At 58.6% G+C, this 21,700-nt stretch carries 22 protein-coding genes and 1 riboswitch; of the genes, 10 read left to right on the top strand and 12 right to left on the bottom strand.

From position 1 onward, the window contains the following. Window positions 1–44: 44 nt before the first annotated feature. Both LF252_RS14160 and LF252_RS23060 read right to left on the bottom strand, forming a co-directional pair. A complete protein-coding gene (locus tag LF252_RS14160) occupies window positions 45–1,568 on the bottom strand; it encodes a hypothetical protein (protein WP_226270225.1) in 1,524 nt (507 codons plus the stop codon). A gap of 312 nt (window positions 1,569–1,880) precedes the next feature. Continuing rightward, on the bottom strand, window positions 1,881–2,453 hold the full coding sequence (locus tag LF252_RS23060) for a helix-turn-helix domain-containing protein (protein WP_226270224.1): 573 nt from the start codon (window positions 2,451–2,453) through the stop codon (window positions 1,881–1,883). Window positions 2,454–3,027: 574 nt separating this feature from the next. Between LF252_RS23060 and LF252_RS14150 the strand changes: the two genes are divergently transcribed. Next, on the top strand, window positions 3,028–3,303 hold the full coding sequence (locus LF252_RS14150; protein WP_226270223.1) for a hypothetical protein: 276 nt from the start codon (window positions 3,028–3,030) through the stop codon (window positions 3,301–3,303). Window positions 3,304–3,451: 148 nt separating this feature from the next. Here LF252_RS14150 and LF252_RS14145 read toward each other — a convergent pair whose 3' ends face one another. Both LF252_RS14145 and LF252_RS14140 read right to left on the bottom strand, forming a co-directional pair. Continuing rightward, on the bottom strand, window positions 3,452–4,537 hold the full coding sequence (locus LF252_RS14145; RefSeq protein ID WP_226270222.1) for a DUF5074 domain-containing protein: 1,086 nt from the start codon (window positions 4,535–4,537) through the stop codon (window positions 3,452–3,454). Window positions 4,538–4,563: 26 nt separating this feature from the next. Further along, complete coding sequence (locus LF252_RS14140; RefSeq protein ID WP_226270221.1) at window positions 4,564–6,495, bottom strand: TonB-dependent receptor; 1,932 nt, start codon at window positions 6,493–6,495, stop codon at window positions 4,564–4,566. A 184-nt stretch (window positions 6,496–6,679) separates the two neighbouring features. Continuing rightward, window positions 6,680–6,900: riboswitch (cobalamin riboswitch) on the bottom strand. A gap of 48 nt (window positions 6,901–6,948) precedes the next feature. Here LF252_RS14140 and LF252_RS14135 point away from each other — a divergent pair. Beyond that, window positions 6,949–7,551, top strand: coding sequence for a DNA-3-methyladenine glycosylase (locus LF252_RS14135; RefSeq protein WP_226270220.1), 603 nt, complete (start codon window positions 6,949–6,951; stop codon window positions 7,549–7,551). 91 nt (window positions 7,552–7,642) lie between these two features. Here LF252_RS14135 and LF252_RS14130 read toward each other — a convergent pair whose 3' ends face one another. Beyond that, a complete protein-coding gene (locus tag LF252_RS14130) occupies window positions 7,643–8,833 on the bottom strand; it encodes a THUMP-like domain-containing protein (RefSeq protein ID WP_226270219.1) in 1,191 nt (396 codons plus the stop codon). Between the two features lie 231 nt (window positions 8,834–9,064). Further along, window positions 9,065–9,688, bottom strand: coding sequence for a hypothetical protein (locus LF252_RS14125; RefSeq protein ID WP_226270218.1), 624 nt, complete (start codon window positions 9,686–9,688; stop codon window positions 9,065–9,067). A 146-nt stretch (window positions 9,689–9,834) separates the two neighbouring features. Between LF252_RS14125 and LF252_RS14120 the strand changes: the two genes are divergently transcribed. Next, entirely contained in the window at window positions 9,835–10,587 is a 753-nt protein-coding gene (locus tag LF252_RS14120) for a DUF4397 domain-containing protein (protein WP_226270217.1), read from the top strand. A gap of 160 nt (window positions 10,588–10,747) precedes the next feature. Next, complete coding sequence (gene ahcY / locus LF252_RS14115; protein WP_226270216.1) at window positions 10,748–12,064, top strand: adenosylhomocysteinase; 1,317 nt, start codon at window positions 10,748–10,750, stop codon at window positions 12,062–12,064. Between the two features lie 96 nt (window positions 12,065–12,160). On the opposite strand, the gene LF252_RS14110 is transcribed toward ahcY, so the two are convergent. From LF252_RS14110 to LF252_RS14100, 3 genes are all read right to left on the bottom strand, one after another. Beyond that, window positions 12,161–13,207, bottom strand: coding sequence for an LLM class flavin-dependent oxidoreductase (locus LF252_RS14110; RefSeq protein ID WP_226270215.1), 1,047 nt, complete (start codon window positions 13,205–13,207; stop codon window positions 12,161–12,163). Between the two features lie 80 nt (window positions 13,208–13,287). Further along, the gene (locus tag LF252_RS14105; RefSeq protein WP_226270214.1) at window positions 13,288–14,160 is read right to left on the bottom strand and encodes an SDR family oxidoreductase; all 873 of its coding nucleotides are present in this window, start codon (window positions 14,158–14,160) and stop codon (window positions 13,288–13,290) included. Window positions 14,161–14,242: 82 nt separating this feature from the next. Next, the gene (locus LF252_RS14100) at window positions 14,243–14,689 is read right to left on the bottom strand and encodes a T9SS type A sorting domain-containing protein (RefSeq protein ID WP_226270213.1); all 447 of its coding nucleotides are present in this window, start codon (window positions 14,687–14,689) and stop codon (window positions 14,243–14,245) included. Window positions 14,690–15,177: 488 nt separating this feature from the next. Here LF252_RS14100 and LF252_RS14095 point away from each other — a divergent pair, with 488 nt between their 5' ends. From LF252_RS14095 to nadD, 6 genes are all read left to right on the top strand, one after another. Then, on the top strand, window positions 15,178–15,942 hold the full coding sequence (locus tag LF252_RS14095) for a glycosyltransferase family 2 protein (RefSeq protein ID WP_226270212.1): 765 nt from the start codon (window positions 15,178–15,180) through the stop codon (window positions 15,940–15,942). Continuing rightward, a complete protein-coding gene (locus tag LF252_RS14090; RefSeq protein WP_226270211.1) occupies window positions 15,939–16,976 on the top strand; it encodes a glycosyltransferase family 9 protein in 1,038 nt (345 codons plus the stop codon). Before LF252_RS14095 ends, LF252_RS14090 begins: the two co-directional genes overlap by 4 nt. A 317-nt stretch (window positions 16,977–17,293) precedes the next feature. Next, window positions 17,294–17,935, top strand: a complete 642-nt coding sequence (locus tag LF252_RS14085) for a sigma-70 family RNA polymerase sigma factor (RefSeq protein WP_226270210.1) — start codon at window positions 17,294–17,296, stop codon at window positions 17,933–17,935. Window positions 17,936–17,960: 25 nt separating this feature from the next. After that, window positions 17,961–18,254 carry a hypothetical protein gene (locus LF252_RS14080; protein WP_226270209.1) on the top strand — a complete coding sequence of 98 codons (294 nt, stop codon included), beginning with the start codon at window positions 17,961–17,963 and terminating at the stop codon, window positions 18,252–18,254. 9 nt (window positions 18,255–18,263) lie between these two features. Then, complete coding sequence (gene gmk / locus LF252_RS14075; protein WP_226270208.1) at window positions 18,264–18,848, top strand: guanylate kinase; 585 nt, start codon at window positions 18,264–18,266, stop codon at window positions 18,846–18,848. Continuing rightward, window positions 18,845–19,453: a nicotinate (nicotinamide) nucleotide adenylyltransferase gene (gene nadD, locus LF252_RS14070; RefSeq protein WP_226270207.1), complete on the top strand. Its 609-nt coding sequence runs from the start codon at window positions 18,845–18,847 to the stop codon at window positions 19,451–19,453. Before gmk ends, nadD begins: the two co-directional genes overlap by 4 nt. 105 nt (window positions 19,454–19,558) lie before the next feature. Here the strand turns inward: nadD and frr are convergent, their stop codons facing one another. The 3 genes from frr to LF252_RS14055 form a co-directional block, all read right to left on the bottom strand. Continuing rightward, window positions 19,559–20,122 carry a ribosome recycling factor gene (gene frr, locus LF252_RS14065; protein ID WP_226270206.1) on the bottom strand — a complete coding sequence of 188 codons (564 nt, stop codon included), beginning with the start codon at window positions 20,120–20,122 and terminating at the stop codon, window positions 19,559–19,561. 97 nt (window positions 20,123–20,219) lie between these two features. After that, entirely contained in the window at window positions 20,220–21,008 is a 789-nt protein-coding gene (gene pyrH / locus LF252_RS14060; RefSeq protein ID WP_226270205.1) for a UMP kinase, read from the bottom strand. Window positions 21,009–21,120: 112 nt separating this feature from the next. Next, window positions 21,121–21,627 (bottom strand): biotin/lipoyl-containing protein, encoded by a 507-nt coding sequence (locus LF252_RS14055; RefSeq protein WP_226270204.1) that lies wholly within the window; start codon window positions 21,625–21,627, stop codon window positions 21,121–21,123. Between the last annotated feature and the right edge of the window lie 73 nt (window positions 21,628–21,700).

Raw genomic sequence — 21,700 nt, 5'->3', positions numbered from 1 at the left:
ACGCACCCCCTCTCCCCAAGGAGAGGGGACCGGGGGTGAGGTCCTTACCGGCCGTTCATGCGCATCAGCGAGGGGTTCAGGCGCAGGTACACCTGGGCCGATACGGGTACGGAGCCGTAGTAGACGTTCTGCAGCAGCTCGCTGGTGGGGCGGTACACGGTGGCCTGGGCACCCAACGTGAGGTCGGTTTTGGCGAGTTGGGCCACGCGGTAGTTGGCTCCCAGCGTGAGGGCGTGAATGGTGTAGAGGCCCTGGTTGTAGGGCGGGAAATCGAGGTAGCCAATCTGCAGTTCCTCGTCCGATTTCTGCACCATCTCGTAGCGGCCGTACATGGCGGGCTTGCCCAGTTGCACGTTGGTTTCGGCCAGCACCGAGTGGGCCGCGTCGCCGTGCTGGTGGCCGCCCTCCACGTGCTGGTTCATGCCCCACACCAGCGCTGAGGTGATGTAGCGCCCCTCGCCCCACTGGCTGCTCTGGATGACGGAAGCCGTGGTGCGCTTCACATCCTCCTCGGGATGCAGCTCCTCGGGCCGTTTGATGGTGGCGCGGCTCACCTGCAAAGCCAGTGCCCCGGTGGGGTTCCAGCTCAGGCGGCCGGCCCAGGAATCGGCGCGGGGCCGGTCGAAGCCGTAGCGGTGCTCATCCGGCTCCCGGCCCGTGAAGTTGGAGCCTTCCAATTTGAACTGTTTGTAGCGCAGCCCCAGCGTGGCTACTCCGAAGGTGATATGGGTGGCATCCTGCCAGTGGTGACCCAGCGCCGCATCGGGGTTGGGCATGGCCGAAATCCGGTGCATGAATGCCACGGGCCCAATGGCCGGCTCGCCGGGGTAGCCTAGGTAGGCGGTCAGGTCCACATCCTTGGAAAAGGCGTGGGTGTAGCCGATGCTCAGGGCCGAAAACAGGTCGTGAGGGTGCTGGCGGTCTACCAGGGGCTGGCCTTTGTAGGCCTCCCCGCTCTGGAACAGCAGCGGGTAGCCGTTGCCGCCCTCCGTGAGCGGGTCCAGGGAAAGCATGGCCGTGAGGTTCAGCAGGCCTTTCTCCCCGATGGGGCGCTGGGCCATCGTCATGAACCAGTTGGGGGCACCCAGGGCGCTGCCGCCCCGCCGGCCGTCCTTGCGCCCGATATTCTGACTGGTGTAGCGCAGGTACACGGCCCCGTGGTTCATCACCATCCACTTGCCGTGGTGGCTCATCCACATGTACATGGGCGTGTTGTCGGGGTTCCAGGCCGTGCCCGAGCCGTTGCGGTTCATGGGCAGTTGGCGCGAGTAGGCGTGGCTCATCTCCATCATGCCGCCTCCATGGTCCATGCCGCTCATGGTGCCCATATCGTGGCCGGCGTGCGGCGTGCCGGGCGTGGGGCGGCGGGTGGTATCGGCGGGGGCCATGCCGGGCATGGCCATGTTGTGACCCGCGTGCTGGCTATGGTCCACGGGCGCGGCGCGACGAGTGGTATCGGCCGGGGCGGTGGTGGTAGCCGGGGCCGGGGTGTGGTGCTGATGTTGGGCGTAACCGGTCTGCAGGGCAAACAGGCTCAGGCCGAGGGTGGGTAGCAGAAAAGGGCGCATACGAAAAACGGGCAAAGTGAAAGCAGCAGTGTTAGCAACAATACTGCCGCCAAGAGCCCCAGGTTCTACAAAACCCGGGCGCACTGCGTACAATGTTCGGGCCTGCCTTTTTCGGGAATTAATGACACCTAGGAAAGATAGTCATGCAGAGCGCAGCGAAGCGTCTTGCCCGGCTAGCGTTGTAGAAAGTACTTGTCATGCTTCGGCCTCCGGCCTCTGCATGACGTTCTGTTTGATGACTTCCCTAGACCCCGCAATAAAAAAGCCGACCCGCGGCAGGCGGGTCGGCTTTTTTATTGCGGTCGGGGCAAATTAAGCCAGCTGGTCCAGCGAGAGGCGGCGGGGCATCAGGTCGCGGCGGAATTCGCTTACTGAGCGGCCCGTTACCTGCCGGAACTGGTTGCTCAGGTGCTGGCCTGAGCTGTAACGCATCTGCTCGGCAATTTCGCTCAGTGTCATTTCATTGTAGCTGAGCATTTCCTTTACCCGCTCAATTTTCAGGCGAATGAGGTATTTCTCAATTGTGAGGTTGGCCGTGCGCGAGAATACCTTGCTCAGGTGCGAGTAGGTGGCCGCAAAACGGTCGGTGAGGAAAGCCGAGGTAGTGAGAGGCATGCGCGCGGTGCGCAGGTGCTCCAGGTACTCCACCAGCGCCGATTTAATTTGTTCCGTCAGTTGGTCGGCCCGGCCCATAATCACGTCGAAGCCGGCTTCGCGCAGCATGGGAGCTACGGAGGCGGGGTCAGCAGGCGTGCTCTGGTCGAGCTGAGCATGGCCCAGCGTCACGTCGGTAGGACGGTAGCCAGCTTGTTCGAGAAGGTTGCGCACGGCATCAATGCAGCGTGGGCAAACCATGTTTTTGATGTGGAGAAGCGTCGTTTTCACGGATGTTGAGTTGATTTCAACCGCGGGGCGGTACGCGTGGATGTACGAGAAGGCGGTGGGGAAGCGGGCTTGGCGCGCCGCACGGGTGGCGGCGTTTCCTCAGCCCACTGTTTCCCAAACCAATTGGCTGTGGCCCAATTTACAAAAGGAACCACTCCCAGGAAGGTAATGGCCAGTAGCCAGAAAAATACGAAAAATGCGCCGAACAACCGCTGGAAGAAATGGTCCTGCACACCGTACAGGTACGCTATTAAGAGCAGGGCAAGAGCAAAGCTGCTGCCCGCCAGCCAAGCTGTTTTTCGCAGCAATGGCTTATAGGCGGTAATTCGGGAAGGGGCTCGGTTCATGTCTGCAGATACAGGCGGGCAAAGATAACCGTTGGCTGCATACAGGGGCGGAAGTACGGAGAACTACCTATGGGTCGGCGTGAAGCATACGGAGTAAAGCAGACGAAAGCGTGATGAGATGGTTGTGGTAGGAGAGAGGAAATCATCTTACGCAAAAACCAGCCGGGCGGTCAGCCGTACAGCCCAAAATAGTTAACCGAACACCGCTCTTTCAATTCTCCCAGCCCATGAAAACGCTCTCCCATCTTCGTCCGTTGGCCGTAGCCGCATTGCTTATTTGTTCCCTGTCGGCCTGCAACACGGGCTCCAACTCTGGGGATACCAATGTGGAGCGCGGCGCCGAAAAAAGCTTCGACCCAGCAACCCAGCAGAAGGCCACCGTGGCTGATGACTCCGCCGCCTCCGGCCTGCAGCGCGACACGGCCGCAGGCCCTACCGGCCGTCAGCAATATGAGTCGGCCACCGACCGGAAGGACCGTAATAACGACGGTATCGCCGACTAATTGCCGAGCCCCACAATTACTTGCGGCCCAAGCAGCCTAGTCGCCCGCAGATTCCAGAAAGCAAAACGCCCCGTAACGCAAGTTTACGGGGCGTTTTGCGGTTGCCGGGGGCAATACTAGGCTGTTTTCAGAGCTCAGAAGGACGGGACTAGTAGAAAATGAAGCCGTTGGGGCCGATACCCACCGTGAAAGAGTCGATGGGGGCGCCGGTGCTGCGGTACCGAATCACCTTATCGGCCGCCGTAAAGGAGCCGATGCCCCCGTAAATGGTGCCATCCTGTGGGTCAACGCCCAAGCCGTAGAAGCCACGCTTGATGAGCGGGGTAGTGGGCAAGGCTGCATCCGTAATGCTCAAGGTGTACACGCCGCCCAGGTAGGTGTAATACAGCTGGTTTTTGGCTCCGTTGATGGTCAGGCGGCTCGGTGAGCTGCGGTTGGAGGCTACTTCGCGGGTGGTAGCGGTAAGCTGGCCGGGTACAATCTTGGAAAGGCTGCCCTTGGTGGTGCGGCTGTAATCCACGGTATAATCCGCGTTGTAGAATGTTTTGCCCCCGTTCAGCACCCACACGTTGCCGTCCCGGTCGGCCACCACACTGTTAGGCGAGTCGCCTACCGTAATGGTACCTTCCACGGCATCGGTGCTGGTGCTGATAACCGTCACGGTGTTGCTGCCGCTGTTAGTCACGTACAGGCGGGAGCCTACCACGGCCAGCCGTTCAGGCTGCACGCCTACCTCAATGGTTTTGCTGACGGTGTTGGTCTTCAAATCAAGCACCGAAACTCGCCCGTTAGCGCCGCTGTACGATACGGTTTCCGTGATGTAGCCTTTGGCTGATGAGGCGGCGGCAAAGTAGCGCGGTAGCTTCAGGCCCGTTACAGTGGCTTTCGAGCGGAACTTAGCCAGCGACACGACCTCCAGCTTGTTGCTGTTGTTGACTACAATGTAGCCGAGGCTGTCCTGAATAGCCATGCTCTGGGCCACGTCGCCCAGCGGCCGGCCGTTGGTGGAGCTGAACAGGGTTTTGCTGGTAACGGTGCCGCTAGCCTTGCTGAACAGACTGATGTCGGCATTGGAGCGGGTGAAGTTGCCTTCGTTCACTACGAACACGCTGTTAGTTACAATGGGCTGCTCGGTAGGCTCCGGGTCGTTCGGGTCGCAGGCTACCAGGCTGAGGGCGGCGCCGCTCAGGAGCAAGCAGGAGCTCAGGCGGTTGAAGAGGAAAGAGTGCTTCATATTGAAAAACAGGTAAAAAGGCGAAATCAGCGCCACAACACGCGCAGGCTCAGGCTGCCGCTGCGGAGCGGCATGGCGCGGTTCTGGTAGCTTTGGTAAGAGGTATTGGCCAGGTTGAAGCCCTGCGCCAGCGCCTGCAGCCGCCAGCCGGGGCGCACGGTAAGGGTGCGGCCCAGTGAGGCATTGAGCAGCCAGTAGCTGGGCAAAAAATCCGTGGCGGAGGCGTCGGTGTAGCGGTAGCCCGTGAAGGTGAGCGTGGTGCTTAGTTGCCAGCCGTGCCATGCGTGGTCGGTGCTAATGGCAGCGGTGTGCAGCGGCACGAAGGGCAATTGTCGGCCCACAGGGTCGGTATCGGTAGACGTGCCGGCTGTTTTGACGGATTGCGTAAAGGCGTAGCTAGCCCGAGCCGCCAGTTGGTATGGCCCCGGCTTCCAGGTGAAGCTGGAACTGGCCTCTAGCCCCTGAGCCCGCACCCGCCGCAGGTTCCGCGGCGACCAGTACGTGGCTCCCGGCGTCCACTGTACCCAGTTGTCCACCATTTGTCGGTAGGTCGTCAGTTCCGTTTGCAGGCGCAGGTGGGCCGGGGTAGCGTCGTAGGTGTGTGCTAAGCCGCCCTCGTAGCCCAGGCTTTCTTCGGGCAGCAGATCAGGGTTGCCCCCGGGGCGCCAGTACCGCTCATTGAGGGTAGGGGCGCGGTAGCTGCGCGAGGCGCTGGCCTTCAGCAGTACTACGTTCCGCCCCATTTCCAGAGCCGTCCACTCAGCACCGGCGGTGGGCGTGAGGGGCGGGCGGCGGCCGGGCAGCAACGCCTGACGCAGGTTCAGGGACAGCCGGAGCCGGGGCCGTGGGTCGTAGCGCAGCAGCAAGAAACCGGAGTAGCGGTTTTCGGTGCGCGGCTGGCTACCGTAGCCATCTACCTGGGCGGCAAAATGCTGGGCCTCGGTACCCAGCCGCGCCGACGCATTACGCGCAAACGTCCAAGTGTATTCGGCCTGGGCCTGGCTGGTCCGCACCCGGGATTCGCTCAGGCCGCTTACCTCGTCGCGGTAGTTCAGAATATCCTCGAACCACGCGGCTCGGGCGGCCCACTCGTGGCGGGTGGCCACGTGCCGGTAGCTGCCCAGCAGGCGGCGGCTCTGGTCCCGCTCCCGGGCGCGGGTGTTGTTGGCCCCAATGCCGGGCTGAATTTGCCGGTCGGCATCGGTCAGCCACACCGCTATGGCTGCTTCGCCGTGCTGGCCCAGGCGCAGGGTTACATCCTGCGTGAAGCTGGCTTGCCGGAGGCCGGCATTTTCCTGGCGCCGCAGCACCCGGCCCTGAGCTTCTTGGGCGTAATACCGAAAGTCGTTATCGGCGGTGCGGTACAGCAGGCTGGTGCGCACGGCCAGCTTCTGGTTGCTGAACGATGCCTCCGCCGTACCGGCCCGCAGCCCAAAGCTGCCGTATTCTGTCTGCGCCGCGCCGCGCCAGCCCAGGCCCCACTGCCCACCCGATGTCAGCAGCACCGTGCCCCCAATGGCTCCGTTGCCATAGGTAGCCCCGGCCGGACCCGGCTGCACCTCGGCCTGCGTAAACCCGCTCACCGGGAGTAGCGAAAAATCGGCCTCCCCGAGTGAGGGCAGGTTGATGTTAAAGCCGTTCCAAAGCACAGCCGTGTGCCGCGCCGAGGTGCCCCGCAGCGTGATGGAAGACAGCTGGCCGGGGCCGTAGTTTTTGAGGTAAATAGCCGTACGGGCACTTAGCGCATCCGTTAGCGTGCCGGTGCGGTAAGTGGCCAGGGCCAGAGAATCGAGCGGAATGCGGCGGCTCCCCACAGCAAACCGCTCCGGCCGGGTGCCGGGCACGTGCACCACGGGCAAGTGCTGAATACGGGCCGTGTCTGGTACAGTGGGCGTTTGAGCATGCGCGGCCCCTGGCCACAGCGCAGCCGCTACCACCCACCAGCGGCGGGTATGCAAGCAAACAGCAAAGGGTAACTTCCGAACCAAATTTTCGCACTCGAAAAATTCAGTTCAAAACCTCGTTGCCCAACTGCCGGGTGGCGGCTGAACCCCGAAGCCGAGGCCGAAAACAGAAAGGTACTTCGCAGGACCAATGCCCTACCACTGATTTCATTCTCCGCCTTTCCTCCGAAAGCGCTGAACATGGGAAATTGCAAAGGCAGGTCTCCTGGCTTGCTCCGGGCGCGTCGCCTTCCCATTTCAATAGTGCCCAGCTAAGTGCCGGGGCAGAAACAGTGGCCGGTGATGACGCGCCGACTCATGAAGCGTACAGTTGCGGGGACAGCTCCGGATTTTAACCGAATTCCCTTTTCAGCCTCGCCCCGCAATTAGGGTCCGGCCACCTTTACAGCGGCAAAGGTAGGCATTCCGGCGTATACATCCGTTCACGCTCTTATGCACTTGCCATTTATGTCCGTTATTCCCTTGGATTTCTACCGCCGCCCCGACCCCGTACAGATTGCCCGCGACTTGTTGGGCAAGTACCTCTACACTCGCATCGATGGGGTGCTTACTGGCGGCCGCATCACCGAAACCGAAGCCTACGCCCACGTCAACGACCAGGCCTGCCACTCTCACCTCGGACGCTACACTGCCCGCACCCAAATTATGTATCAGCCCGGCGGGGTAGCGTACGTGTACCTTGTGTATGGCCGCTACGCGCTATTCAACATTATCACCAACGAAGCTGGCAAAGCCGATGCCGTGCTCATCCGCGGGCTGGAGCCCACCGAGGGCCTGCCCGAAATGCAGTTGCGCCGGGGACTGAGCCAGGTACAGCGCAACCTCACGGCCGGGCCCGGCCTACTCACGCAGGCATTAGGTATCACCACGGCCCATTACGGCCTCGACCTGACCGGCCCCACTATTTGGCTGGAAGACCACCACGAATCCATTGCTGCCGCTGACATCATTGCCTCCCCCCGCGTTGGTATCGATTACGCCGGTGAGGACGCCGCCCTCCCTTGGCGCTTTCGCCTCCGAGGCAGCAAATGGACTAGCCCGGCTAAGTAAGTGAAATGGTTACTCGAATGTCTGTTGACTTACCGGGACAACGCGTATACCACGGACAATCGTCCACAGAATCCGCTCGACATCTGTGTAATCAGTGATACTTCTCGCACACCAGCACCATCAGCTTTCCTTCCAGGTTAGTGGTAGCGAAAAGATACAGTTCACCGCCCTCCTTGATTCCGGTACGGTGGCGGAATTCTGCTACTGAGTCGGGGAAGTTGCGGGTGGTTACGTGGGCCCGTTTATCGGGGCCAAGGTGGGCGCGCAGGGCCGGGCCATCGTACTTCTCCACCGCCTGAATCCGGAAAATCCGGCCCGGAAAATCGGCGCGCAGCACGTCGGAAGTGTACAGGTGGCTGTGCTGGTGCAGCTTCAGCAACTCGAAGGCTGTGCCGATGCTTTTGAATGCCCCGGCTTTCAGCACGGCCACATTGGGCTCGTACATGTACTGCTGGGGCTCGGCGTAGCGGGCCACGGCGCGGGTTTCGCGGGCTCGATTCAGCCGAAACTCCTGTTGCTGCCCGTTGCGCAGTAGGTTCACAGTGTACCGCTCGGGGTCTACGGCCGGCTCGGGGCCAAGCTCGTACAGGACTTCTTTGCACTCGTTGTCTACGGCCACCACCCACAGTCGCCGCACCTGCCGCAACTCCTGAATAGCCTGCTCGATATCCAGCATGGGCGAAGTTTTCAGCAGCACACACCGCCCTTTGTGCAACAGCAGCGGCATCAGGCGCAGGACATCCGGCTCACAATCCTGCAACCGAAAAATCTTCTTGGCTGCTGTGTCGCGCCGGGCCGGGTCCAGGTACAGCCAATCGAAGGTATCAGGCGTGTTGCGCAGAAACTGCACCGCGTCGCCGGTGTGGCACTGCACGTTTTCAATGCCCAGCTGCGCCAGGTTGTAGCGCACTACATCGGCCAGGGCAGCGTTGCGCTCCACGTAATGCACTTCCGATACCGCAGCGGCAAAGTGGGCCGCATCCACTCCAAAGCCTCCTGTCAGGTCGGCCAGGCGCTGCCCCTTCACCAAAGAGGCCTTGAACTCGGCCGTGCGGGTTGAGGAAGCCTGCTCCACCGAAAGCGTAGGCGGGAAAATCAGGTCGGGGTTTTCGGCCCACTCCGGCAGCTTTGTGCGAGCTTTCTGCCGGGCCTGAATCTGGCGGATAAGGTCGGGCACGGGCAGGCCGGGGTGGCGGCGGGCTTGCAGGGCCAGTTGGGCGGGGTCGTCGTGCAGGTGCTGGGCAACGTATTGCCGGGCTGCCGTCGGCAGGGGGTATTCCATGTAGGTTTCCTACGAAATCAGACCTGGGCCGGCCATGTAACGGTGGCCGCCCAGGCAAAAAGCAAGATCAAACGTAAGCAGGAAACTGCTAAAGCACACGGGCCGTGCGCGGCGTGGCTTACCGTAAGGGCTACAAACGCGTATTCCGGGCCGGCTTCCCTCTCATTCCATCAGCCGTAAGCTTACAGAATAGATGAAGCCAGCCCGGAATACCGGGTAACGGAGAAGTGCTTAGCGCAGGTTCCAGCTCAGCGCCAGCAGGGGCCGCCCGGTGCGGCTGGCCGCCAAGCCCACGGTGCTGGGGCGTAGCTGCTGCAGCATGCCCGTGCGGGCAGCCGGTGCGCCGGCATTGTGGGCTTCCACTGCCCGCTTAAAGTGGGAGTTTGTATTGCGCGAAATCAGCACGTTACTCAACAGGCTAAAGGCCGCAATACCCACAGCAACCTGCTGAGTATTATTAAAATATTCCTCTTTTTCAGGGTGAGCATACACCTGCTGTCCGTACAGGCCTACCGCACCCACAAAGGTGAGACGCTCGGCCACGAACAGCCACTTCTGCCGCCGATACCGGTTCAGATTATCCAGTGCCTCCTGGTTACCGGCCAAGTAAGGCCGCAGCCGCTGCCCAAAGAACCCAGCGCTCTGATAATCCTCGGAGCTACCAGCCTCGCCGGTAGCGAAATAGAAGTTTTTCTGCACCCCATTAAGGCCGCGCTGCTGATCTTCCGGAGACAGTCGGATAACGGGCGCGGCGTGCTGGGCCTGGGCGGCTACGGACAGGCCAAGGCTACACAGCGCAACCAGAGCAGAAGACCGTAAAGTGCTGAAAGTGCGGTTCAATTGGTGTTGGGGCATGAAGACAAAGCTACGGGATATATAGTCAGAGTGCTAAGTGTTTGGACGAGAAAAAAGTGCAATTCATCGAGGAAAAGTTTTAGCCCTGATCCAACAAAAGCGCACTTGCCTTCGTTTTGGCAGTCAGTTCATCCAATTCTCTGCTTATGAAAACGCTGACCTCGCTTTTCCGTCCTGCCTTGTTTGCGCTGGCCTTGCCCGCCACCCTGGCCTTCTCGGCCTGCGGCAACGATGATGACAATAACTCTACCCCCATGCCCGACCAGGGCAAAGTGCAGATAGTGCACGCCGCTGCTGCCGCAAACACCCAGGTTTCGGCGGTGTTTGATAGCCAGCAGGCCGGCCAACTCACGTATGGGCAGAACACGGGCTACGTGGGCGTAGGCGTTGGTACCCCCTCCCTGCGCATCGTCAATGGCTCAAACACCACGGTTGCCACCCAGCAGGTAGCCATTGCCAAAGACCAGAACTACTCGGCATTTGTGTACTCGCCTACGGCTACCATTGGCAGTGCCTCCTTGCTGTTTGTTACGGATAACCTGACTGCTCCGGCCAGTAATCAGGCTAAAGTGCGAGTAGTACACTTGGCCGTAGGAGCACCCTCGCCCGTGCGGCTCACGGCGCCCTCTGCACTAGCTGGCGGAACCAGCACTGACCTGACGCCAGACGTAGCTTTTGGTGCAGCCTCCGATTTTGTGACCATCAACGCCGGACCTTACAGCCTGAGCATCACCGGCGGCAACCCACGTAGCCAGATACTGGCCGTAGGTGACGGTACCGGCTCCGGCACCAAAACCTATGAAGGCGGCAAAATCTACACTATTGTAGTACGGGGTATTGTTGGGGCCGGCGTACCAACGGATCAGCAGCCCAAAGCGGTTATCGTTTCCAATAACTAAGCGAGCCCCACTTTTATAGCAATGCCCAGAAGGCTGCCTAGGTGAACCTGGGCAGCCTTCCTGTCGTCTGGAGCAAGGGTTTCTAGGAACAGGCAAATGGATAACAAATCGAGTATCTTTGCGGTTAGAAAAACGACTACTTCACCACTGTATCCGACTGATGGAGACTAAGACCACGGCCTACGTTCCGTATAAAGTGAAAGACATGAGCCTCGCCGAGTGGGGCCGCAAAGAAATCCGCCTCGCTGAGGCCGAAATGCCCGGCCTCATGTCGCTGCGGGCGGAATACGGCGCCAGCAAGCCGCTGAAAGGCGCGCGCATTGCCGGCTGCCTGCACATGACCATTCAAACGGCGGTGCTCATCGAAACTCTTATTGAGTTGGGCGCTGACGTAACGTGGTCGTCATGCAACATCTTCTCCACCCAGGACCACGCCGCTGCTGCTATTGCTGCCGCTGGTATTCCGGTATATGCCTGGAAAGGCATGAACGAAGAGGAGTTCAACTGGTGCATCGAGCAGACGCTGTTCTTCGGTGAGGAACGCCAGCCCCTGAATATGATTCTGGACGATGGTGGCGACCTGACCAACATGGTGCTGGATCAGTACCCTGAGCTGGCGGCCGGCATCAAAGGTATTTCGGAGGAAACCACCACGGGTGTTCTGCGCTTGATGGAGCGCGTGAAGAACGGCAGCTTGCCCATGCCCGCCTTCAACATCAACGACTCGGTAACCAAGTCGAAATTCGACAACAAATACGGCTGCAAAGAGTCGGCTGTGGATGCTATCCGCCGCGCTACCGACGTGATGATGGCCGGTAAAGTGGCCGTGGTAGCTGGCTACGGCGACGTAGGAAAAGGTACTGCCGCTTCGCTGCGTGGGGCTGGTGCCCGCGTGGTAGTAACGGAAATTGACCCCATTTGCGCCCTGCAGGCTGCTATGGATGGGTACGCAGTAAAGAAGATGGAAAACGCTATCAAGGATGCCGATATCGTAATTACGACTACCGGCAACTGCGACATCGTGCGTGAGGAGCACTTCCGCGCCCTCAAGGACAAAGCCATCGTCTGCAACATCGGCCACTTCGATGATGAAATTGACATGGCGTGGCTGAACAAAAACTACGGCCACACCAAAGACACTGTTAAGCCCCAGGTGGACCTGTACAACATCGAAGGCAAAGAGGTAATCATTCTGGCTGAAGGTCGTTTGGTGAACCTGGGCTGTGCCACCGGCCACCCCTCGTTTGTGATGTCGAACTCCTTCACGAACCAGACGCTGGCCCAACTGGAGCTGTGGCAGCACGCCGACCAGTATGAAAACCAGGTATATACCCTGCCCAAGCACCTCGACGAGAAGGTGGCCCGCCTGCACCTCGCCAAAATTGGTGTGGAGCTGGATGAGCTGACGCCCAAGCAGGCTGATTACATCAAAGTACCGGTAGAAGGCCCGTTCAAATCGGACCTGTACCGCTACTAAACCCAAACTTTCCGGATTAACAGTTCTGCTTTTATTCCGATACTAAAAAAGGGCTGCCAGAAATGGCAGCCCTTTTTCATTCTGGTTGCTTGGTGCCTACGAGACAGTAGCAGTGATGCCCAGCCGCTCACGCACCGCAGGGGCTACCACTTGCCCAAACAGTTCAGTGGAACGTAATACGGCCTCGTGGGGCATACCTTCCAGCATCAGCTGGCCGATAAAGCGTGTGTTGCCGAACAGCCCGTGCAGGTACACCAGTTTTTCGGTGATTTCCTGGGGCGTGCCTACGAACAGCGGCCCCTGTGGCCCGCGCAGGTAGTCGAACTGCTGCCGTGACATATGCGGCCAGCCCCGCTCCCGACCAATGCGGTTCATCACCAATGAGTAAGCCGGGAAGAACTCGTCGGCAGCTTGTTTGGAATCTTCGGCTATGTGGAAGTGACAGTTGATGCATAGCGGCAGTGGCCCGTTATGCCCGGCCTGCTGAGCGGCCCGGCGGTGCAGCTCGGCAAATGATACGTACTGAGCCGGCGCACCACCTAAAATAGCAATTGTAAGCCCCAGCCCCAGGGAGCCAGCCCGGGCCGCGGAAGCCGGCGTGCCACCTACCCCAATCCAGATGGGTAGCTTGGGCTGCACCGGCCGCGGATATACACCCTTGCCTGCAATGGCCGCCCGATGTTTGCCCTGCCAGGTAATTACTTCCTGCTCGTTAAGCTGCAACAGTAAGCCCAGCTTCTCAGCAAACAGGGCATCGTAATCCTGCAAATCTTGCCCAAACAGCGGGAACGACTCAATAAAAGAGCCCCGGCCGGCAATGATTTCGGCCCGGCCGTTGGAAAGCAGGTCGAGGGTGGCAAAGTTCTGGAACGTACGTACGGGGTCGGTGGAGCTAAGCACCGTAACGGCACTGGTGAGCCGCACCCGGCTGCTCACTGCCGCCACCGCCGCCAACACCATTTCCGGTGACGATACCACGTAATCGGCCCGGTGATGCTCGCCAATAGCCACTACATCCAAGCCGGCTTCGTCGGCGCGGCGGCCCAGGGCCACCAGTTCCTGGGTGCGTTGGGCGGCGGCAGTATCACCACCGGCTACGTGGGCGGGGGCTACTTCGCCAAATGAGCTGATGCCAAGTTCCATTGTTTTCTTAAATCAGGTAGGTACATGAATTGACTATGCAAAGCTATTAAGTCAGTGCATTGTTTGGTAGCTCCCGAATCCTAGTTTAAAAATCCTGCGCCCGTCAATTGCTCACTGCGCTGCCACAATTGCCGCGCGTTTTCGGGCGTGTTGTAACCCGATTTCACGGCTTCTGGCCGTTTCTTTACAAAATATCCGCCGCTGGTGTCGGCTACCTCCGGGTCCGTAGCTAGGTAAATGCTGGTCTGGGCACCTTCTTCAGAAGAAGTCATAAACGGCGCAGCCACCTTATAAAACGCCTTGGTAAACCAGGTTGAGCCTTGCCCGAAGCTACTGGCCACTACTCCCGGGTGCAGGCTGTTGGTGGTTACGTTACTGATGCTGTGCTCCCGTAGCCGCCGCGCCAGCTCCTGCGTGAACATGATGTTGTACAGCTTGGAATTGGCGTAGGCGCGCATGGGCGAGTAACTGCCGGCAACTTCCAGCGTACCAAAGTCGGGCTTGGCAAACTGATACGCCATGGAAGCCACGTTCACAATGCGCGCTGCCGGACTCTGCTGCAGCCGGTCCAGCAGCAAGCTGGTAAGCAGAAACGGCCCTAGGTGGTTAGTGGCCAGCGTTAGCTCGTAGCCATCAGCCGATACCTGCCGCTCGTCGCCCAGCACCAGTCCGGCGTTGTTCACCAGCACATCCAGGTGGCCGTAGCGCTGGCAAAACTCCTCGGCTGCCCGGCGCACCTGGCCTAGGTCCGACAAGTCGCAGAGCAGCACATCTACGCGGCGGCCGGGCCAAGCCAGTTGTTGAATTTCGTGGCGGGTATGGGCGGCTTTGTCCGCATTGCGGGCCAACAGTATCACATGAAAACCTTGCTGCGCCAGCGCCCGGGCTGTAACGGTGCCAATACCGGCCGTGGCACCTGTTACCAGGGCAATTTTTTCGGAAGATGCAGTCATATACAGAAGCTGTGTAACTGGGCGGTATACGGGAAAAGCGTCGTCGTAACCAACCACGGCCAGGTTTTGTACAAGCGGCTGCTCACCTCACCACCGATAATCGGTGAAATACCGGGCGGCTATTGGTGGCAGACGCCTGAATTGTGTAAGTCCCGGTAGAGAGTAAGCTCATGGGCAGTTGAATGGCTGCAGCTGAGCTGGATGTCTGCCAGATTTCACGCCCGGCGGCATCCAGCACGCGGACGGCATGCCGCTCCGGCGTATCGAAAGTTGCGGTAGCCACTTCAGTTGCCGGATTCGGGTACACACTGAAAGCCGCACGCGGCTGGTCTCTGTTTACTGTGGACGTACGGCTAAGCCGCTGCGTTGGTAGTAAACGATAAACAGGGAAGCTATCTGGCAGGGAGCGGTAGAAACTGTGCAAAGTCGCTTTATCGAACCGCACGCAAATACTGTCGGAAGTCAGACTATGGTAACGCACCAGTTCCGAAAATTTCCCCGCTTCCACCTCCGCCGACAGGTCAGCCATCTGCGTGTAGGCAGTGCCCAAACCCTGCACGGCACGCCCGGAGATTCGCACCGCGTGTACCCAGGTACTTGTTGAATCCAGCCCCGGCGTAACCAGATAGTATAAGCCTTTGTACCTAAAAGACCGCGCAGTAAGCCACGGCATCGTATCGGCCGCATGCACCAACGAAAAACTATTCAACTGAGTAGCCGGATCGTAGGTGAGCAGGAAGTCGGCTGTATCCGGCCCTATCAACTGGCCCGCGGGCCCTAGTACCCGCGTTAAGTCACGCGGTTTACCTATAGCCACCGGGTCAAACCTAGTAGAAGGTGGCGTTTCGCAGGCACCAAACAATATGGCGCTTCCTGCCAGCCAATACATAAGACACATCCGTTGACGAGGATTCCGCGAAATAGTCATGGCCGGTCGGTACGTAAAATATAGTCTTGAATTACCCCAGTCTGCAGAAGGTAACCCGCCCGCGCAAAACCCCGATATTTGCCCGCGCTATGCCCCAGGTTCCGCTGTCCGTCGTCATCATCACCTTCAACGAAGAAGCCAACATTGCCCGCTGCCTCAAAGCTGCCCGGCCCGTGGCGGATGAGCTACTGGTAGTCGACAGTTTCTCATCTGACCGCACCGTGGAAATTTGCCGTGAGTTGGGGGCGCGCGTGGTGCAATATGCCTTTGAAGGCTACGTGCAGCAGAAAAACTACGCCACTGCCCAAGCCCAGAACGACCATGTGCTGCAGCTGGATGCCGATGAAGTGCTGACCGAAGAATTGCGCCAGAATATTGAGGTGGCCAAAACCAATTGGCAGGGTGGGGGCTACACCCTGGCCCGCCTCACCAACTACTGCGGCAGCTGGGTGCGGCACGGCGGTTGGTACCCTGACCGGAAGCTACGTCTCTATGACCGGCGTCTGGGCCAGTGGACGGGGCTGCTACTACACGAACGGTACGAGCTAAGCCCTAATCAGCCCGCCCCGATACCCTTGGCCGGTGACGCCCTGCACTATTCCTATGATTCCGTAGAGCAGCATGTGCAGCAACTCAACCGCTTCACCAGCATTGCCGCTGAGGAGCTGTGGCTGCGGGGCAAACGCAACGTGTCCCTGTTTCACCTGTTGCTGAAGCCGTGGTGGAAATTCGTGCACGGTTACTTCCTAAGGCTGGGCTTTTTAGATGGTTTCGCCGGGTTGAGCATTGCCGTTATTTCGGCCTGGGGCGTGTTTCTGAAGTTTGCCAAGCTCAAAACCAAGCCGCGCGTATGAGCCAAACCTTCCTCATCAGCCGCACCGATGCCATCGGCGACGTAGTGCTGACCCTACCCGTGGCGGGCCGCTTAAAGCAACTGTTCCCGGAATGCCAGGTACTGTTGTTGGGCCGCACCTACACGCAGGCAGTAGCCGAAGCTTGTCCGTGGCTGGATGAGTTTGTAAATTTCGATGAGTTGCAGCAGTTACCCGCTGCCGAGCAGGTTGCAGCCCTTCGGGCCACCGGTGCCGATACAATTCTGCATATTTTCCCCAACAGACAGCTGGCCCACCTGGCCCGCAAAGCAGACATTCGTACCCGCGTAGGCACGCGCAACCGGTGGTTCCACTGGCTCACCTGCAACCGCTTGGTGTCACTGAGCCGCCGCCATTCACCCCTGCACGAAGCCCAACTCAACCTGCAGTTGCTGGCAGGTGTGGGCGAAGCCAGCATATTACCGATACCGGAAGTAGCGCATCTGGTACAGATACGGCCAGCCGTGGAGCTGCGGCCCGAGTTGCAGCGGCTACTCAAAGACCGGCAATCAGGACAGCTCAACGTTATTCTGCACCCGCGTAGCCGGGGCAGCGCCCGGGAGTGGGGCCTACCGCATTTTGGCACACTAGCCCGGCTGTTGCACCAGGCCGGGCATCGGGTGTTTATTACCGGCACGGCTGCCGAAGGAGAGGAGCTGCGCGAGTGGCTAGTGGAGCACCAAGCATACATCACCGCCGAGCTGACCGGGCAGTTGGCCTTGCCGGAGTTTCTCGCCTTCATTGCCGCGGCCGATGGGTTGGTAGCGGGTAGCACAGGGCCGCTGCACTTAGCCGCGGCGCTGGGCCGGCACGCCTTGGGGCTGTACCCGCCCATCCGGCCCATGCACCCCGGCCGCTGGGCTCCCTTCGGCCCCCATGCCGAGTATCTGGTACTGGATAAACCCGATTGTGAGGATTGCCGGGCCCAACCCGCCGCTTGCACGTGCATTAAGGCACTGGAGCCGTTGCAAGTACTAGCCCGCATTCAACAATGGTTGCCCTTGCCGCTGGCCTGATACAGCCTGATAAATACGGATGTATTGCACGATGGGGGCAGCACAAACACATGAGTTATACCGCCAAGTATGCACTACTAGAGCACAGGTGCAACCTACTTAGCTGCAAAACCCGTAGGTAGAGGCGTCCTGCACTGGTGCGCCTCCCCTTGATGTAAGGTAGCCTACCTGGGCAATTGGGGCTGTTGATTTTATAATCGGCAGGCATCAACCGGTATTTTGCGCTGCAGAAACATTCTGTACCAAAGCCGGTATACTCCCATAGATTTGTCTGACAGCGGTATTTTCTTAATATTCAGCCGCAATTTTTAGCGTTCATGAGCGACTCTCCCGAGCGGATTCCTAAACTGAGCAAAGAGGAAAAGGACCGGCGTTTTCAGGCCGAACTGATGCCTGTGCTCGATTCTCTGTACAACTTCGCCTTTCGCCTCACTCTCGATGAAGATGATGCAAATGACCTTGTGCAGGAAACTTATCTGAAAGCATATCGCTTCTTTGAGTACTTCGAGCCGGGAACGAATGCCAAAGCGTGGCTGTTTCGCATCCTGAAAAATTCGTTCATCAACGATTTTCGCAAAAAGAGTAAGCAGCCCGCCAAGGTTGACTACAGCGAGATCGAAGGATACTACAACTCGGAAGATGTAGAGGCGGATAACGATGCCGGCCCCTCTTCCTCCGACATGCGGCAACAAGCCGTGCGCGACCTGATCGGTGATGAGGTAGCCCGCGCCTTGAACTCGCTGCCCGTGGATTTTCGCACGGTCATCATCCTCTGCGACCTGGAAGGGTTTACCTATGAGGAAATGGCAAAAGTGCTGGACATCCCCATTGGTACGGTGCGCTCCCGTTTGCACCGGGCGCGCAACTTCCTCAAAGAAAAACTTGAAAAATATGCCAAGTCAATGGGCTATGGCTCCGATGATCATGGCGATGCAGACTCTTCCGACGAATCCGAATAATTTCCCTTCAGCCAAAGCCCCCGCTATGGAAACTACGTCTACAAAGCAAACCAACCAGAGCGGTGCCCCTGCTGCCAGCAGCGGCCCCGACTGTGAACGTGTGAATACCATACTCGATCAAATCATTGTAGGCCAGGAGCCCACGGCGGAGGATGCGGAGTACTTCGTGGATAACGCCAAAGACTGCTCACCATGCTTCGACAGCATTGAGAAGCAGCACATTTTCATCGATTTCGTGAACGAGCATTTGGGCCGTAAAAGCGCCCCCGCCACGTTATCGGATTCAATTCTTGCAAAACTTCAGAGAGAAATGGCCTAATTTTGCCTGATGCAGGGTAAAATTATCGCCTTTTCAGCCCCCTCGGGCGCTGGCAAGACCACCATCGTACACCGGCTGCTGGAGCGCATGCCGGAGTTAAGCTTCTCTATTTCAGCGTGTACTCGCGATAAGCGAGGCCGCACCGAAGCCAACGGCAAGGATTACTACTTCATATCCGTACAGGAGTTTCAGGAGAAGATCCGGCACGATGATTTCGTGGAATGGGAGGAAGTGTACGAAGGAGCCTTTTACGGCACACTAAAATCCGAGGTGGAACGCATTTGGGAAAATGGCCAACACGCCATCCTGGATGTGGATGTGAAAGGCGGGTTGAGCATTAAGGAGTTTTATAAGGAACGAGCCCTGGCCATCTTTGTGAAGCCACCTTCTCTGCAAGTGCTGGAGCAGCGCCTGCGTAACCGGGCTACCGATTCTGAATCCAGCATTTCGGCCCGCATCTACAAGGCCAATTTCGAGTTGACGTTTGAGGACCGATTCGACGTGGTAATCGTCAACGACGACTTGGACCGAGCCATTGATGAAGCCGAAAAGCTGGTGCGCGCCTTCATTACTTCCGAATCAGCCATTCTGTGAGCAGTCCTGCTGCCGTTGCCCCCGCGGGCCGGAAAGTAGGACTGCTTTTCGGTTCTTTCAATCCCATTCACGTCGGGCATCTAATCCTAGCCAACTTCATGGCCACCCAAACCGATTTGGATGAGGTATGGCTGGTAGTGTCGCCGCAGAGCCCGTTCAAGGTTGGGCAGGAACTGCTGCCAGAATCGGACCGTCTGTTGCTGGTTGAACTGGCCATTGCGGGCAACAATCGGCTGCGGGCGGTTGATATCGAGTTTGGCCTGCCCAAGCCCAGCTATACAATTGCTACGCTGGATGAGTTGCGCCGCCAGTACCCCGAACAGCAGTTTGTGCTGCTCATGGGCGGCGACAACCTGCCGGGGCTACCCCGCTGGAAAGAAGCCGACCGTTTGCTGAGCGAGTATCAGGTGTACGTATACCCGCGGCCCGGTACCGCACTTCCCGATGTTGCTCACTTATCAAAGATTGAGGTAGTGGAAGCACCCATGCTGGATATTTCGGCCACGTTTATCCGAGCGTGTGTACAGCAGGGCAAATCAATCCGGTATCTGGTACCAGATGCAGTAGAGCAGCAAATTGTCACGGCCGGCTACTGGCAGGAATAAACTAAGCGGCAACGAAAAAGCGGGGAGACGTTTGAGAAGGCTTTTTGGCCTGTACCCAAACGTCTCCCCGCTTTTTTGGCAGTTGAGCCTACCTGATGCCGGGCATTAGATGGTCATAATTTCTGCCTCTTTCTTGCTCAGCAGCTCATCCACCTTGCTGATGTAGGTGTCGGTGAACTTCTGCACTTTGGCTTCGGCATCCTTCACGGCGTCTTCCGAGGCACCTTCTTTCTGCAGCTTACGTAGCGACTCGTTCACGTCTTTGCGGATGCCCCGGATACGCACTTTGCCGCTCTCCGATTCGTTCTTAGCCTGCTTTACCAGGTCACGACGACGCTCCTCCGTCATGGGCGGAATGTTTAAGCGCACACCTTCGGCATCCGACTGGGGGTTCAGGCCTAGGTCGCTGTTTTTGATAGCCTTGGCAATTTCGCTGATCATGTTCTTCTCCCAGGGCTTAATAAACAGGGTGCGCGCATCGGGAGCAGCAACGTTAGCTACCTGGGCCACGGGCGTGGGCGTACCGTAATAATCTACGCGCAGAGAATCCAGCATGGCCGGAGTGGCCTTGCCAGCCCGGATACGGCCAAACTCTACTTGCGTGTGCTGTAGGGCCTTGCCCATTGATTCCTCGGCTTCGTCCAGGTAGAACTTAATTTCTTCGTCCATGTGTGTGAGTGAATTAAATAGTGAGAATTAAAAAGTGAAGACGGGCAAGCAGCATACTGGTACCGTTGCAGCCGTGCTTTTCGTTTTTAACTCTTTTTTAGGCTTGTTCAGAAGATCCACCGTCGGTGGCAGGCTGCAGGCTGCTGTGGTTAGGGTTCAGCTCGGCGGCTTTGCTACCGTGCATGCTTACCAGTGTGCCTACGCTTTCCCCATCAAGCAGGCGTTGCAAGTTGCCCTCTTTGTTCATGTCGAAAACAATTATAGGCAGGTTATTCTCTTTGCACAGCGTGAAGGCCGTCATGTCCATCACGTTCAGATTCTTCTCCATTACCTCATCAAAGGTAATTTCGGGGAAGCGCACGGCCGTGGGGTCTTTCTCCGGGTCGGCGGTGTAGATGCCATCTACGCGGGTGCCTTTCAGCACTACATCGGCCTCAATTTCGATGGCGCGTAGCGAGGCGGCCGAATCGGTGGTGAAGTAAGGTGAGCCAATGCCGGCTCCAAAGATGACCACGCGGCCTTTTTCCAAATGGCGCATAGCGCGGCGCCGGATATACGGCTCACACACGCGCTGAATGGTAACGCCGGAGAGCAGGCGGGTGCTCACGCCCAGCTTTTCCAACGCGCTCTGCAGGGCCATGGAGTTGATAACCGTCGCCAGCATGCCCATGTAGTCGCCCTGTACCCGGTCAAGGCCGAAAGCCTCGGCCTGTACCCCGCGGAAGATGTTGCCCCCGCCAATTACCACGGCCACCTGCGTACCGGTATCGGCCACGGCCTTGATTTCCTCGGCGTATTGCATGAGGCGGTTGGCATCAATGCCATACTGCTGCTGGCCCATCAGGGCTTCACCGCTTAGCTTGAGCAGAATTCGGTTGTACTTCAAGGTGAGAGAGGTTAAGCGTGAAACACGACTACACGTAGCAAGGCCGTAAGCAACTACCGGCGGCTAAGGCCGCATGGTATCCGCTTACGGCCCTGGGCAAAGAAGGTGCGGCTTAGCTGAACTGCACCAGTACCTGGCCCTTCGTTACGTTGTCGCGCAAATTGACTTTTATGGCGGCCACGGTGCCATCACCGGGGGCTTTCAGAATGTTCTCCATTTTCATGGCTTCCAGCACCAGCAGCGGGTCGCCTTTCTGCACCGTCTGGCCAGGAGCTACGCGCACATCCACAATCAGGCCGGGCATGGGGGCCTTCAGTTCGTTTACCTTCTGACTGGCAGCATTGCTCATGCCTAGCTTATCCAGTAGCAGGTCGAACCGGTCTTTGGCTTGGAGCTCAATACGCTGCCCATTCACTTTCAATATCACGGCCTTAGTGGCGTAGTCCGCCGAAATCAGCTCGGCTGAGTAGGAGCGACCCTCGTGCAGAATATGGTAGCGGCCGTTGCCCAGCGGGGCAATATCCCAGGCAAATGGCTGACCGTTGAGGGTGATGGTACCCGTGGGCTGATAATCGACTTCCCAGGCAGGCTGGGCATCGGCAGTGCGGATCTGGAGCATTGGGGGCTGGGCAGGGGGTAGGGCGGAAATGGGCTTAAAGATAGGCCAATTCTGAAATAAATTCGGAACTTGA

Source organism: Hymenobacter pini, assembly GCF_020421205.1.
GTDB classification, from domain to species: Bacteria; Bacteroidota; Bacteroidia; order Cytophagales; family Hymenobacteraceae; genus Hymenobacter; species Hymenobacter pini.
The sequence above is the reverse complement of the archived record's forward strand: the minus strand, read 5'-3'. Positions and strand labels throughout refer to the sequence as shown.

Coding starts and splice junctions, on each gene's coding strand:
- LF252_RS14085 (WP_226270210.1), top strand. CDS start 17,294: ATGAGCGACTCTCCCGAGCGGATTCCTAAACTGAGCAAAGAGGAAAAG.
- LF252_RS14120 (WP_226270217.1), top strand. CDS start 9,835: ATGAAAACGCTGACCTCGCTTTTCCGTCCTGCCTTGTTTGCGCTGGCC.
- frr (WP_226270206.1), bottom strand. CDS start 20,122: ATGGACGAAGAAATTAAGTTCTACCTGGACGAAGCCGAGGAATCAATG.
- LF252_RS14080 (WP_226270209.1), top strand. CDS start 17,961: ATGGAAACTACGTCTACAAAGCAAACCAACCAGAGCGGTGCCCCTGCT.
- LF252_RS14145 (WP_226270222.1), bottom strand. CDS start 4,537: ATGAAGCACTCTTTCCTCTTCAACCGCCTGAGCTCCTGCTTGCTCCTG.
- gmk (WP_226270208.1), top strand. CDS start 18,264: ATGCAGGGTAAAATTATCGCCTTTTCAGCCCCCTCGGGCGCTGGCAAG.
- LF252_RS14160 (WP_226270225.1), bottom strand. CDS start 1,568: ATGCGCCCTTTTCTGCTACCCACCCTCGGCCTGAGCCTGTTTGCCCTG.
- LF252_RS14130 (WP_226270219.1), bottom strand. CDS start 8,833: ATGGAATACCCCCTGCCGACGGCAGCCCGGCAATACGTTGCCCAGCAC.
- LF252_RS14110 (WP_226270215.1), bottom strand. CDS start 13,207: ATGGAACTTGGCATCAGCTCATTTGGCGAAGTAGCCCCCGCCCACGTA.
- LF252_RS14055 (WP_226270204.1), bottom strand. CDS start 21,627: ATGCTCCAGATCCGCACTGCCGATGCCCAGCCTGCCTGGGAAGTCGAT.
- LF252_RS14105 (WP_226270214.1), bottom strand. CDS start 14,160: ATGACTGCATCTTCCGAAAAAATTGCCCTGGTAACAGGTGCCACGGCC.
- LF252_RS14135 (WP_226270220.1), top strand. CDS start 6,949: ATGTCCGTTATTCCCTTGGATTTCTACCGCCGCCCCGACCCCGTACAG.
- LF252_RS14100 (WP_226270213.1), bottom strand. CDS start 14,689: ATGGCTGACCTGTCGGCGGAGGTGGAAGCGGGGAAATTTTCGGAACTG.
- LF252_RS14125 (WP_226270218.1), bottom strand. CDS start 9,688: ATGCCCCAACACCAATTGAACCGCACTTTCAGCACTTTACGGTCTTCT.
- LF252_RS14090 (WP_226270211.1), top strand. CDS start 15,939: ATGAGCCAAACCTTCCTCATCAGCCGCACCGATGCCATCGGCGACGTA.
- ahcY (WP_226270216.1), top strand. CDS start 10,748: ATGGAGACTAAGACCACGGCCTACGTTCCGTATAAAGTGAAAGACATG.
- LF252_RS14150 (WP_226270223.1), top strand. CDS start 3,028: ATGAAAACGCTCTCCCATCTTCGTCCGTTGGCCGTAGCCGCATTGCTT.
- LF252_RS14095 (WP_226270212.1), top strand. CDS start 15,178: ATGCCCCAGGTTCCGCTGTCCGTCGTCATCATCACCTTCAACGAAGAA.